General features: G+C 61.3%; 12 protein-coding genes. 10 read left to right on the top strand and 2 right to left on the bottom strand.

What is annotated here, in order from left to right; all coding sequences use genetic code 11:
- Positions 1–478: 478 nt before the first annotated feature.
- Positions 479–1,327 (top strand): DNA adenine methylase, encoded by an 849-nt coding sequence (locus INF26_RS04965; RefSeq protein WP_193529627.1) that lies wholly within the window; start codon positions 479–481, stop codon positions 1,325–1,327.
- Between the two features lie 10 nt (positions 1,328–1,337).
- Positions 1,338–3,032: an AlwI family type II restriction endonuclease gene (locus INF26_RS04960; RefSeq protein ID WP_193529626.1), complete on the top strand. Its 1,695-nt coding sequence runs from the start codon at positions 1,338–1,340 to the stop codon at positions 3,030–3,032.
- Between the two features lie 265 nt (positions 3,033–3,297).
- Here INF26_RS04960 and INF26_RS04955 read toward each other — a convergent pair whose 3' ends face one another.
- Entirely contained in the window at positions 3,298–4,497 is a 1,200-nt protein-coding gene (locus tag INF26_RS04955) for a hypothetical protein (RefSeq protein ID WP_193529625.1), read from the bottom strand.
- Between the two features lie 154 nt (positions 4,498–4,651).
- Here INF26_RS04955 and INF26_RS04950 point away from each other — a divergent pair, with 154 nt between their 5' ends.
- The 3 genes from INF26_RS04950 (at position 4,652) to INF26_RS04940 (ending at position 6,835) form a co-directional block, all read left to right on the top strand.
- Positions 4,652–4,909, top strand: a complete 258-nt coding sequence (locus INF26_RS04950) for a hypothetical protein (protein ID WP_193529624.1) — start codon at positions 4,652–4,654, stop codon at positions 4,907–4,909.
- Between the two features lie 18 nt (positions 4,910–4,927).
- Entirely contained in the window at positions 4,928–5,704 is a 777-nt protein-coding gene (locus tag INF26_RS04945) for an ADP-ribosylglycohydrolase family protein (protein WP_193529623.1), read from the top strand.
- A gap of 414 nt (positions 5,705–6,118) precedes the next feature.
- On the top strand, positions 6,119–6,835 hold the full coding sequence (locus tag INF26_RS04940) for a hypothetical protein (protein WP_193529622.1): 717 nt from the start codon (positions 6,119–6,121) through the stop codon (positions 6,833–6,835).
- Positions 6,836–6,889: 54 nt separating this feature from the next.
- Here the strand turns inward: INF26_RS04940 and INF26_RS04935 are convergent, their stop codons facing one another.
- The gene (locus tag INF26_RS04935; RefSeq protein ID WP_193529621.1) at positions 6,890–7,423 is read right to left on the bottom strand and encodes a biotin transporter BioY; all 534 of its coding nucleotides are present in this window, start codon (positions 7,421–7,423) and stop codon (positions 6,890–6,892) included.
- Positions 7,424–7,552: 129 nt separating this feature from the next.
- Between INF26_RS04935 and INF26_RS04930 the strand changes: the two genes are divergently transcribed.
- The 5 genes from INF26_RS04930 to INF26_RS04910 all read left to right on the top strand — a co-directional run bounded on the left by INF26_RS04930 (position 7,553) and on the right by INF26_RS04910 (position 12,625).
- Complete coding sequence (locus INF26_RS04930; RefSeq protein WP_193529620.1) at positions 7,553–8,488, top strand: SMI1/KNR4 family protein; 936 nt, start codon at positions 7,553–7,555, stop codon at positions 8,486–8,488.
- A gap of 11 nt (positions 8,489–8,499) precedes the next feature.
- Positions 8,500–8,982, top strand: coding sequence for a hypothetical protein (locus INF26_RS04925; RefSeq protein WP_193529619.1), 483 nt, complete (start codon positions 8,500–8,502; stop codon positions 8,980–8,982).
- Positions 8,969–9,727, top strand: a complete 759-nt coding sequence (locus INF26_RS04920; protein ID WP_193529618.1) for a hypothetical protein — start codon at positions 8,969–8,971, stop codon at positions 9,725–9,727. The genes INF26_RS04925 and INF26_RS04920 overlap by 14 nt, the downstream gene beginning before the upstream one ends.
- Positions 9,728–9,931: 204 nt before the next feature.
- Entirely contained in the window at positions 9,932–11,146 is a 1,215-nt protein-coding gene (gene dpaL / locus INF26_RS04915; RefSeq protein WP_193529617.1) for a diaminopropionate ammonia-lyase, read from the top strand.
- Positions 11,147–11,218: 72 nt separating this feature from the next.
- Complete coding sequence (locus tag INF26_RS04910; RefSeq protein ID WP_193529616.1) at positions 11,219–12,625, top strand: YgeY family selenium metabolism-linked hydrolase; 1,407 nt, start codon at positions 11,219–11,221, stop codon at positions 12,623–12,625.
- Positions 12,626–12,660: the final 35 nt, after the last annotated feature.

The raw sequence follows: 12,660 nt of genomic DNA, 5'->3' as shown, positions 1-12,660 counted from the left end.
GCTCATTGTCGTGGAGACTTAAGAACGACATTATGTGACAAATCCCGTACGCCGGAGATAAGTCGTCCGCTGTCACCATCTGTGGTGTTCGCTTCGCGAACGGCATCCAACGGCATGACCTTCTGTGCTGACCATTTCGGCTGTTTGAGTACTTAACTGCCAAAATGAGGTGATCGAGGATAGAGACCTGGGAAAGCTACTTGCATGACAGCATTTCCAGCCATTCCGATATGTCATTCGGTAGTATTAATGCGTTAGTCATGGCTGCCAGTATGAATAATAAGCAGAAAAAAGATAAGCATCCATGATGGCAGTCGGTTCCGGCGTCCTCGATGTGTGGGCGATGAGGCCAGAGTAACCATGGTGATGCTGGAACATGACATGATGGGGCATGAGTGTACAACGAGTAGTGATGACGGCCAACCTATCCAAGACCCGATATAATCGTCGAGATTCAGAGGATTGAGAGTGGTTGCTCATGAAACCGATGCTTAAGTACAGGGGTGGCAAGAGCCGGGAGATCCCCGAGATTTTGCCTTACGCTCCGTCCCAGTACAACCGTTATGTCGAGCCGTTCTTCGGCGGCGGCGCGATGTACTTCTACCTGGAGCCCAAACACGCGCTGATTAATGACTTAAACAAACCACTCATGGACTTTTACCTTGGTGTGCGTGATGACTACTCACATCTGCGAAAGGAGCTCGATGAGCTAGAGGCCAAGTATACTGAGAACAGAGATGCGTTTGACGCGCTCAAGGCAATGATGCCCGATGAATGCGTACCGGATGACAATGAGGCGTTGTACTATCGCGTTCGCGATATGTTCAACAACAAGACCGGTGGATATTCTGCTGCGGCAGTCTACTTCTTCATCAATAAGACGGCGTACTCGGGCATGATTCGCTATAACAAGCAGGGCGAGTTCAACGTGCCCTACGGCAGATACAAGCGCTTTAACACCAAGGTCGTTAGTCGTGCGCATTCGCAGTTGCTTAAAAACGCCGAGATCATGTGTGGCGACTACGAAGAGGTCTTCAAACGATGTCGTGCGGACGATTTCGTGTTTCTCGACCCTCCGTATGACTGCATTTTTTCCGATTACGGGAACAAGGAGACGCGCGATGGCTTCAACGAACGGGAGCATCGCCGTCTTGCCGAGGCATATTTCAAGCTGCCCTCGAAGGCGTTGATGGTCATCGGGCACACTGATTTAACGCATGAGCTTTACAGGGACAATATCGTCCATGAGTATGCGAAAAGTTATGCAGTCAATATCCGCAATCGCTTCAAATCTTCTGGAAAGCACATCTTGGTAGCGAACTATTAGGGGAGCAATTATGGCCGGCATCGATAGGCATACGCGCACGCTGTTTTTTACGACATCGCCGCGTACGCCGATGAAGATGGTGCCCGAGATTAAGCTGCTTGCGGAAGAGTTTTCAGGTGTGAAGTGGACCCGAAACTCGAAATTGCAGAAATCGTTCATGCTGCGTCTTTTCGAGCAGGAATTCTTCATGAGCTCGAAGCCGCCGAAGGACCCCGCGTTTTCGGCGCGCGATAGGATAACGCGAGCCCCGAAGGCGCTCGGTTTCGTGAACCTAGAGCCTGTCGTAGAGCTTACTCCTGCAGGTCATGAGCTGGTTTATGGTGATATGCCGAGCGAGGCGCTCCTGCGCCAGCTTGTGAAGTTTCAATTGCCGTCACCGTATCACCCGCTGGCAAGTGGCTCTGACCAGGATTTCTTCGTAAGGCCCTACCTCGAGATACTGCGACTTGTGCGCCATTTCGGGTCACTTTCGTTCGACGAGCTAATGCTTTTCGGCTTGCAGCTGACGAACTACAAGAGGTTTGATGAGATAGTCGATAAGATTGATGCATTTCGCGTGAGGAAAGCACAAAACAAAGGGCAGTACAGAAAGTTTATCGCCATAGAAAAGGAGAGGGTGGTTCGTGAGGTTTACGCCTCAGAAATCAGCTCGGGCGATATCTCGACGCGTGAGGCGCGGGAGAAAACGCTGGCGAAGTTCGTGAAGACGAAGACCTCGACCCTTCGCGACTACGCAGACGCCTGTTTCCGGTACCTGCGTGCGACAGAGGTCGTGAGCATCTCGCAGAGGGGGCATTCGCTCTCTATCGCTCCAGACAGGGTCCGAGATGTTGACTATCTGCTCGACACTATGCCGCGTGAACCCCGGTTCATTGACAGAGAAGAGCTTTACAAGGACTACCTATTCGACGCCGAGACGCCCAAATTGCTGACTGATGATCCGGTGAAACTCACAGCCAAGATTCACGCGATTAATCCGACGGTCGAGATTGACGGTCTCAGCGTCATCGAGCTGAAGTCCATCGAGCACGGGCTGCGCCAGAAGGCCAAAGAAGCGGTATTAAATGAGACGATCGCGGAGATAAAGGACTGCAAGCAGTACGACGATATCCAAGCGACGTTCGACGGCATTGTCAGCAGTAAGTATTATGACAATCCTCTCGTGTTCGAATGGAACGCATGGCGTGCCATGACGATGATTGATGGTGGGAACATCATCCCCAACTTCAATCTTGACGACAATGGAGAGCCAATTTCAACGGCTGCAGGCAACACTCCTGATATCCTGTGCGACTACGGCGACTTTTCCGTGCTCGTCGAGGTTACGTTGCAATCCGGGCAGAAGCAGTACGACAACGAGGGTGAGCCGGTTGCCAGGCATCTCGGGAAGGTCAAACAAGATTCGGGGCGTGAGGCGTTCTGCCTGTTTGTCGCACCGAAGATTAGCAAAGCTTCCGTCTCTTTTTTCTATTCGCTGCATCACATTAATATCGAGCACTATGGCGGAAAAGCTGTTATCGTTCCGATGGAGCTTGCCGTGTATCGGAAGATGCTCGAAGATAGCTACAAAGTTGATTACGTACCGAATGCCAACCATATTCGTGCGATTTTTGAGAAGTCAAAGGAAGTCGCGGCACATGCCGAGAACGAAAATGTGTGGTATGAGCAGATTCGGGATTACGCTCTGAACTGGCTAGACGCCTAAAGTATTCTGCCTGTTTGTCTGGGCATAGAGCTTTCTTGCCAGCATGATGTTTATCTGTGAGATGTATCACGGTTAACATAATCGGGGTTGTGACCATAATGCACGATGTACTGTCTCGAAGACCCTGCGCTGGCGTCTCTCGTTGCACTAGAAAGGGCGCGTGGCGGATAGCTTATAGAATGTGGAGGGACTCAGGTTCTGCGGTCTCAAGCTGGCGATGCTTAATCGTTGCGTAAGACGTTGGACCGAGAAGCCAGAAGAAGACTCATCCCGTCCCAGTGTCTGAGTCCCCTTGCGCTGGAAGTGCTGCCCCGCTCGAGCATTTTGCTCTCTCGAGGGGAATTCTATGTATTCCGCTTTTCGACTTGAGCTCGAGGATCGTTACCTCTGCTGAGTAAACTGCTGCAGCGATCTTGCTCGTGGCAGCGCTCTTATCGTCCAACGGAGTAAGGGCGAAGACGCCCGGAGACCCCTCAGGCAGCGGCTTTATTGGAACTCGGGGGCTGCCCGAAGGGAAGAACTCGAGGCTTGCGACGTTGTCGAGGTTGACCGAGAGGACGCCGTCTGCAAAGCGGTAGATTCCAGGGAAGCGGGCGACGATGTTGCCGTCGCCATCGGAGCAGATCAGGTTGGCCTCTCGACTCGGGCTCCTGAGCTGCGCCATGCGCATTGCGGTGAGCGGCTCAATGCCCTCGATGTCTTTGGAACGCGTTCCTACGGACACCTCGTGCAATGGTTTCCCTATGAACACCTTGGCATTGTGAAGGTCGAGAGGGCCGTTGCCCGCGACGATCTGGTCGGTCCAGACGCCCTCCCGCATGTCGAGGCCATGCTCCGAGTCGACCTTGCGTATGAGCTCCAGCAATTTGGTGATCTTGAGCGCCAGGTGCGATATGAGGACGACTCCGTTCTGGTATCGGGAGTTGTAAGGAAACTCTAGCGCGACGCGATTACTCAAGTCGGGATTTGCGTGAATGAGATCCGAGTAAAGCCAGCCCATCCCTAGCGTGACGTCAGTGGCGGAGACCGTCTTGGTAGCGTCGTCGAGAGACTCGATCTCCTCGAATCCGAAGATAGGGTTGCGCCCCTCGATGTGGTAGTCGTACCAGTCGATGATGCCATCCAGGGCCTCATCCTGTTCCGCGGTCAGGGCCTCGCCTGCGAGCAGCTTCATAGATCTGGCAGCCTTTCTGACGTTGACGGGGTCGTTGATTATGCATGGTCTGATTCGCGCCGCGAGGGACTCAAAGACTTCCTCATCCTCTGGGCGGCAGTTCAGACGTACGGTCATGACGTTTGTCTTAATCTCGGCGGTTGCTGTGATTGTCTGCTCAGCGAGTTTGTAGATTTTGGAGCTCTTTACCAGAGAGTGAGCCTCGACGCGTCGGGCTCTCATGACGAACGCCTCAAGAGACTCGAGGGCAGCTTCGTGCGTTAGCGGCCATTCTATCTTGTGGTTTGTCATCAGGTTCCTCTCTGTTATTTCGACCCTGTCGATTATCACTTTGATTGTTTCAAAGAACGTTTGGCCTGCATCTTAGTTCCGAAATAATGTGTTCTTTCCTGACGGGGCTATGATTGCTGGGGGTAATGGGACATCGCGATTAAGAGAGGGCGTCTTGCTTTTATTTGATTCCGGACTCAGTGCCGGCCAGTGCGCCCTACTTGAGAAGCATGGGCTTCGCTTCGACTGGCATGCTATTTCGGACTCCGCCTATTCCGACCTTTATGAGAAGGTTGGAGACCTTATCATAAGGAAGGGCATCAACGAGCGTGGAGAAGGCGAGAACGAGCTGGGGGAGAGGCTCCACGACATTCTCGACGCGCTCTATGACGCCTATCCTGACGAGCTTCTCGAGGATGTGTCCGACAGCTAGGTGAGAGAGGAGCCCACCATGCCAACACTTCGCGACTGCGTCTACGGCCAGGCGGTGGCCGATGCGCTGGGAGTTCCGTACGAGTTTCGCCCGCGGGGGTCGTTCCGCTGCACGGACATGGTCGGCCACGGCAGCCACAACAAGCCGACGGGCACGTGGAGCGATGACACGTCGATGACGCTTGCGATCTGTGACAGCTATCGTGAGCTGGGATGCATTGGCGTCAATGACATTCGCGGGCGCTTCGTGCGGTGGTATCGCGAGGGCGCCTACACGGTCGACGGGCTCTTCGACGTGGGCAATGCCACGCGCGAGGCGCTCGAGCGCGGGCACGGCCTTACCGGGGAGTGGGACAACGGCAACGGCTCGCTCATGCGCACGGTCCCGCTCGCGTTCACCGACGCCACCGACGACGAGGTGCGCGCCGTCTCCGCGATAACGCACGCAAACCCAACCTCGACGGAGGCGTGCGTCGCCATGGTGCATATCGCGCGGGACCTCATCGCCAGCGCGAGCCCGGCGGACGTGGCGGGCGACATTGCCGCGCGCCACGTGGACGAGATTCGCTCTACCGGCTTCGTGTGCCACACCTTCGACGCCGCGCTCTGGTGTCTGGCCAACACGTCGAGCTACGCCGAGTGCGCGCTCGCCGCGGTGAACCTCGGGGATGACACGGACACCACGGCCGCCGTCGCCGGCGCGCTCGCCGGCATCGTCTACGGCATCGAGGGGATCCCGACCGAGTGGCTCGACAAGCTGCGGGGCAAGGACCTCATCGAGGGCTGCCTGTTCTGAGGGCTGGAATAATCCGTCTTGCCCATGAGCGTGCAGATTGACGAGGGGATGGATATGACAAAAGAAGCGGTCGAGGCGAAGATGCGACAAAAGCGGACGAACGCTCACATTGGAGCGGCCCCTACGGATGGCACGGTCCAAAAGGTGGCTGTGTTGTCCGACCTGAGGTCCCTTCACGCGCAGGCGGTACGTGAGCTCGACATCTCAGGGAAGGGCGAAGCAGACCTCCCGTCTTGGGGCGACTTGCGCGAGAGCTGGTACGATGAGCGCCTGGAGAGGGAGTAGATCCGGCGTTCTCGGCGATCTTCTCGACGCAAGCGTCTGGCTCGTGCGAAAGTGCCAGCGCGTTCACTCGGACTTCGGGAGCTGTATGGTGCTGACGGCGGCGTAGGCGCGTTCGGAAAGGCTATGGAGATGAGTGGGGGACAAGAGCAGTCGAGCCAGCATCTGGGCCAGATCGTCGAGCCGACCGACGACGAGAAGGCCGCTGCCAGGGCCGCCCGGACGTTCGGGCGCTCCTTCGCGCATGACAGCGTGGCACTCGGGGTGGCCGCCTTCGCCCTGGTCTTCTTCATCGTCTTCGTTGTTGTCATCGTGACGCTTGTCGGCGGCGTCGCGCGTGACGAGTACGGGGGCCAGGACGTTACGTGGCTTGCCATGATTGGCGGCTCCGTGTTCGTCGTGTTTGCTGCGCTTGCGGTCGCGTCGGTCCTTGTCGCGCGGCATCATTACCTGCACCCGGGCAAGAGCGACGTGTTCGCGGTCGGCGGTCGCCTGTTCCACACCTCGTTCATGCGGGACAAGGAGAAGCACGAGGACGGCTGCGGGACCGTCCGCATCAACGTCGTCGGCATCGCGGATTGCACCGGGTTCCACAACAGGAAGGACGGGACGGTCTGGATCCTTCCGGGCCCTGGCGCGCGCATCCGTGACGTGTGGCGGCGCGGCAGGCGGTGGGAGGACGAGCGCGAGCTGTGCCTCGCCCTCCTGGAGAAGGGGATTCCGAACAGCGCGGACACGGACCCGTTCTTTGGCGTGGACGAGCAGTACCGGGGATTCCTCGAGCGAATCGGCGTCCGGATAGAGGAGACGACCAAGCCGGTCGACTTCCTGGCTGGGACGTGGTCGTAGGCGAGCGACGGCTTTCATGGTGTCCGGCTACTGATTGCCTTTTATGTATTGCCGTTATCGCCCCGTCGCCGCTCCCAGTGCGCGGTTGACGCGCTCCGCCACGCCTACGCTCAGCGCGACCTTCGCCACGTCCGGCACCACAAACGGCACGACCGCCACCGCCAGCGCCGCGGGCGCGTCGAGTGCGTAGACGTTCATGAGCTGGATCGTCCCCAGCACGTAGCTCACCGCCAGCAGCGCGACTCCGCCTGCCACGCCGCGCGCCCTTCTCGGCAGCGCGTTCGCGCGCGCGATGGCGCCCGCCACGGGCATGCCCGCCGCAAAGCCCAGGAGATAGCCCCCCGTGGGTCCCAGCAGCACGCCGACCCCGCCTTGGAGGCCGGAGAACACCGGCACGCCCACTGCGCCCAGCAGCAAGTAGACAATAACGGTGAACAGCGCGTCGCGCGTGCGCATGACCTGGGGCAGCAGCGCCAGCGCAAAGGTCTGCATGGTGAACGGCACCGGGCCCAGAGGCACGGTGACCCAGGCGCTTACGGCGAGCAGTGCTATGCAGATGCCGCAGCGGGCAATCGAGCGGGTGGACATGGCGGCTCCCTCACGGACGGGCGCTCCTCACGCGCCTACGGAACGAAAGCTTACCGTATGGCCGAGCCCCCGCCCTTCTCGTAAGATGGACGGGCGGGGGCGATGCGCCAACGAAGCGGGGGAGGGCACATGGAGAGCGACTTTGCGGCCTGGATCGAGCGGGAGTTCCGTCACCCCGTGCCCAGCGAGTACCGGGACTTCCTCTTTCGGGACGCGGCATCCGCGCATGTCGAGCCCGTCACGCCTTTGCGGGCGTATCTCGTCACGGCCGACGGCGACGAGTACGAGGTCTCCGAGTGGTTTTCCGCCGAGCGCATACCCGACATCTACCAATGCTGCCGCGCGGAGGGGCTGATAGCGGAGCAGCTGCTTCCGATCTTCGACAGCTGCGGCTGCGTCGTGGCGCTCGACTGCGATGAGCACTCGAGTACCTACGGCAGCGTTCTTCTGCAGACTCCCGAGGGCCACTATGACGAGGCTCGTCAGGAGAATGTCTACGAGGAGCCGGTCCTTCTCGCTCGGAGCTTCTCGGACGTGCTGGCCGCTCTGGGAGAGATTCAGCAGGGCGAGGCTCCCGACCTCCTGCTCCTGGGTTCCGACCGGATGCTCGGCCCCTCGGACCTGGCGTCCTTTGAGCGTGAGCTGGACGTCGAGCTGCCGGCGGACTATCGCGAGTTTCTGCTGGCCCACAACGGCGGGACGCCGGCGCGGTTTCTCTGCACTCCCACGTTCATGGAGGTCGACCCCGCTACAGGGGAGGGGCACCCCCAGTCGGTGCCCATCGACCACTTTCTCTCGCTGGGGGAGATCTCCGAGCTGCTCGTAGACAACGAGGACGAGCCGACGTTCGGGCCGGGCCACGTGCCTGTCGCGTGCGACCAGTGCGGCAACCTGATCCTGCTGGGCGTTGCTCGCGGCTCGGGCGCATCCATCGAGGGTGTTCAGGGCGTTCAATTTGCCAACCACGAGGTACGCGGCGCGGACGGTCTCTTTGCCCTCTCGCCGCTCGCCTCGTCCTTCGGCGAGTTCGCTCGTTCCCTCGCCCCATATGGCGAGGACTCGTAAGGGAGGGGTACATGTCAGGTTCTGGCAGAGAGAGCTTCACCGTAACACTGCCGGGGGGCTTCTCACGGCTCATGCTGGGCAGCTCCCTGCTGTTCACGCTGTTCCCGGCGGCATTTGCCCTGGCGGGGGACCTTCCGCCGCTGGGCGTCTTCATGTTCGCCCTGATCATCGCCCCGTTACTGCTTGCCGCCGTCGCCGGGCGCCGCTTCAGGGTCAGGGTGCGCGACGGTGTGGTGACCGTGCGCCCCGCCCTGTTCGGGAGCGAGTGGGACTTCGTCGCAGCCGACGTCACGCGGGTGGTTCGCCGCGTCAACTACAACACCGGCATGGGCACGCTCGCCAAGATGACCGTTCACGCGCGTGGCCGTCGCGTGTCGGTGGAGAGTCTCATGGTAGGCAGCGAGGGCTTTTGGGCGTTCATCGAGGGCAACGTCGACCCATCCAGGATCGTCACCAAGGTCAACCGGCGGGGTGGCACGCATGAGGGTCGCTGAGCTCACCGACACCCGTCTCGTCGTCGAGCTGTCCGAGTGGGACCTCTGGGAGCTGGAGCGCTCGTTTGGCGTGTGCCTGCCGGGCGGCACGTGGCTCATCCCCGGGCGCATGGCCGCATCCGACGGGTTCTGCGCGCGGGCGGACGAGATGCGGGTTAGGGGCGCGGACGGGGCCTTCACCGGCGACGGGCTCGATGACACCGAGCGGCTCGTCGTCGCCGAGGCGGTCTGCTCCCTGTGGTCGTGGGTCTGCGACAGCTGCGACGTCCGCTTCGTCGGCGAGGACGGGGAGCTGTGGTGCCGGGGCGACCACCACCTCAAGGTCGAGGTCCGCACGCTGCGGTCGAGCGCGGTGCTCTGGACGCTCCTGGCGACGCTGGTCGGAGCCGCCGAGCTGGCCCTCTCCCTCCTGATGAGCGCTCTCGAGGGGGCCTACGGCGTGGTGCTCATCAACGTCCTTCTCGCCCCCTTCTCCCTGTCCTGCGCGGCGGTCGCCCTGCGCTCGTGGCGCTTTGGGGTGACGGCGGACCTGGGCGGGATGACGGTGCGGCCGACGCTCGGCCCCGAGCGCTCGATTGCCTTCTCCGAGGTCACGAGCGTCGAGCGCGTGGTCTCCTCGGACGGCTCGGGGGCGCTGCGCAGGCTCGTGGTCCGCACGGCGGACGCGCGCGTCTCCCTGTCTGCGTCGCTGGAGGGGATCGAGGCGCTGGACGCCCTCCTCGCCGAGCGCGTCCGCCCGTCGTAGCTGCCGAGAAGAACGAACGTCGCGTGTGGTGGTCGTGGAGTGGTTCTTCTCGATATGCCGTTCGCAGCCGCAAACGTACCGCCCGCGGCATCCCGAAAATTCCTCTTGAAACACTCTTGAAAAGTGGGAATATATGGGCTAACAAACTTTTAGTTTGGATACCAGACAAAAAGTTGGTAAGCCCGAAAGAGCAAGGAGGAAGCGTTGAGCGAGAAGATCAAGTGGGTCGCCAACAAGATGCCTAAGAGCGACGATCGCCACCTCGGCATCATGTCCCTCGAGAACGTGGAGGCCGCCCGCAGCTTCCACAAGAGCTTCCCGCAGTACGACGTCACCCCGCTTGCCAAGCTTGACGCGCTGGCGGCGGATCTCGGCCTCAAGAACCTCGCCGTGAAGGACGAGTCCTACCGCTTTGGCCTCAACGCCTTCAAGGTGCTCGGCGGCTCCTTTGCCATGGCCAACTACATCGCGGGCAAGATCGGCCGCCCGGTCTCCGAGATGACCTACGACTACCTCACGAGCGACGAGCTCGCGCGCGACTTCGGCCAGGCCACGTTCTTCACCGCCACGGACGGCAACCACGGCCGCGGCGTGGCGTGGGCTGCCAACAAGCTGGGCCAGAAGGCCGTCGTGCACATGCCCAAGGGCAGCGTGAAGAGCCGCTTTGACAACATCGCCGCCGAGGGCGCCGAGGTCACCATCGAGGACGTCAACTACGACGAGTGCGTCCGCATGGCCGCCGCCGAGGCCGAGGCCTGCGAGAACGGCGTCATCGTCCAGGACACCGCCTGGGACGGCTACGAGGAGATCCCGTCCTGGATCATGGAGGGCTACGGCACCATGGCCTCCGAGGCGGCCGAGCAGTACGCGGCGGCCGGCGTGGAGCGCCCGACGCACGTCTTCGTGCAGGCCGGCGTTGGCAGCCTGGCCGGCGGCGTGGTGGGCTACTTCACCAACCTCTTCCCCGACAACCCGCCCACTTTCGTGGTGATGGAGGCCGACACCGCGGCCTGCCTCTACAAGGGCGCGCTTGCCGGCGACGGCGATCCGCGCATCGTGGACGGCGACATGCCCACGATCATGGCTGGCCTTGCCTGCGGCGAGCCCAACACGCTGGGCTGGGACATCCTGCGCAACCACGTGTCCGTGTTCGTGAGCTGCCCCAACTGGGTGGCCGCAAAGGGCATGCGCGTGCTCGGCGCCCCCAAGAAGGGCGACCCGCGCGTCATCTCCGGCGAGTCCGGCGCCGTGGGCGCGGGCCTGGTCACGACCCTCATGGAGTCCGACGAGTACGCCGAGCTCCGCGAGGCCATCGGGCTCAGCGCGGAGAGCTCCGTGCTGCTCTTCTCGACCGAGGGCGACACGGACCCGGTGAACTACCGCAAGGTCGTGTGGGACGGCGCGTACCCCGCCGAGTAGGGGAGAGCGAGAAGAACGGGTTCTTCTCGGCAGATGAATGGTAACGAGGGCGTCAGAAAGGACGTAAGCAAGATGGCCAAGGAACTGGATTTCGAGCAGATCAAGAGCGCGGCGGAGGCGTACGGCAAGGACATGACCGCCTTCCTGCGCGCCATGATCTCCCACCCGAGCGAGTCCTGCGAGGAGGGCGAGGTCGTGGCCTGCATCAAGGCCGAGATGGAGAAGCTCGGTTTTGACAAGGTCGAGGTCGACGGCCTGGGCAACGTCATCGGCTGGATGGGCGAGGGCGACAAGATCATCGCCATCGACTCCCACATCGACACCGTGGGCATCGGCAACCGCGACAACTGGGAGGCCGACCCCTACGAGGGCTACGAGACCGACGAGCTCATCTACGGCCGTGGCGGCTCCGACCAGGAGGGCGGCATGGCGTCTGCCACGTACGCCGCGAAGATGATGAAGGACCTGGGCCTCATTCCCGAGGGTTACAAGATCATGGTCGTGGGCTCCGTCCAGGAGGAGGACTGCGACGGCATGTGCTGGCAGTACATCGTCAACAAGTACTTCGACGGCCCCGAGGACGCCCGCGAGAAGATCGAGTTCGTGATCTCCACCGAGCCCACCGACGGCGGCATCTACCGTGGTCACCGCGGCCGCATGGAGATTCGCGTTGACGTGCATGGCGTCTCCTGCCACGGCTCCGCGCCCGACCGCGGCGACAACGCCATTTACAAAATGGCCGACATCATCGCCGACGTCCGCGCCCTCAACAACAACGGCTGCGACGAGTCCACCGCCATCAAGGGCCTCGTCAAGATGCTCGACCCCAAGTACAACCCCGATCACTTCGAGGACGCGCGGTTCCTCGGCCGCGGCACCTGCACCGTGTCGCAGATCTTCTACACCTCGCCGTCCCGCTGCGCCGTGGCCGACAGCTGCGCGATCTCCATCGACCGCCGCATGACCGCCGGCGAGACCTGGGACTCCTGCCTCCAGGAGATCCGCGACCTGCCGTCCGTCAAGAAGTACGGCGACGACGTCAAGGTCTCCATGTACATGTACGACCGCCCGAGCTGGAAGGGCACTGTCTACGAGACCGAGGCCTACTTCCCCACGTGGATCAACGCCGAGAGCGCCGCTCACGTCCAGGCTCTCGTTGATGCGCACCACGCGCTGTACGGCGAGGAGCGCATCGGCTGCGAGCCGTCCATGGACAAGCGCGCCGGCCGCCCGCTCACGGACAAGTGGACCTTCTCGACCAACTGCGTGTCCATCCAGGGCCGCTACGGCATCCCGTGCGTGGGCTTTGGCCCCGGCGCCGAGAGCCAGGCTCACGCGCCCAACGAGGTCACCTACAAGCAGGACCTCGTGACCTGCGCCGCGCTCTACACCGCCGCGCTCAACCTCTACGACCCGTCCAAGAAGACCGGCGACGTCACCGTCTTCCGCGCCGGCGCCACCGACAACGACATCCAGTAACGGCATGATTCAAAAGGGGACAGACCCCTTTTGAA

Source organism: Thermophilibacter gallinarum (genome assembly GCF_014982725.1).
GTDB classification, from domain to species: Bacteria; Actinomycetota; Coriobacteriia; order Coriobacteriales; family Atopobiaceae; genus Thermophilibacter; species Thermophilibacter gallinarum.
This window is presented reverse-complemented; position numbering and strand designations above follow the sequence as displayed.

Coding starts and splice junctions, on each gene's coding strand:
- INF26_RS04965 (WP_193529627.1), top strand. CDS start 479: ATGAAACCGATGCTTAAGTACAGGGGTGGCAAGAGCCGGGAGATCCCC.
- INF26_RS04960 (WP_193529626.1), top strand. CDS start 1,338: ATGGCCGGCATCGATAGGCATACGCGCACGCTGTTTTTTACGACATCG.
- INF26_RS04955 (WP_193529625.1), bottom strand. CDS start 4,497: ATGACAAACCACAAGATAGAATGGCCGCTAACGCACGAAGCTGCCCTC.
- INF26_RS04945 (WP_193529623.1), top strand. CDS start 4,928: ATGCCAACACTTCGCGACTGCGTCTACGGCCAGGCGGTGGCCGATGCG.
- INF26_RS04940 (WP_193529622.1), top strand. CDS start 6,119: ATGAGTGGGGGACAAGAGCAGTCGAGCCAGCATCTGGGCCAGATCGTC.
- INF26_RS04935 (WP_193529621.1), bottom strand. CDS start 7,423: ATGTCCACCCGCTCGATTGCCCGCTGCGGCATCTGCATAGCACTGCTC.
- INF26_RS04930 (WP_193529620.1), top strand. CDS start 7,553: ATGGAGAGCGACTTTGCGGCCTGGATCGAGCGGGAGTTCCGTCACCCC.
- INF26_RS04925 (WP_193529619.1), top strand. CDS start 8,500: ATGTCAGGTTCTGGCAGAGAGAGCTTCACCGTAACACTGCCGGGGGGC.
- INF26_RS04920 (WP_193529618.1), top strand. CDS start 8,969: ATGAGGGTCGCTGAGCTCACCGACACCCGTCTCGTCGTCGAGCTGTCC.
- INF26_RS04910 (WP_193529616.1), top strand. CDS start 11,219: ATGGCCAAGGAACTGGATTTCGAGCAGATCAAGAGCGCGGCGGAGGCG.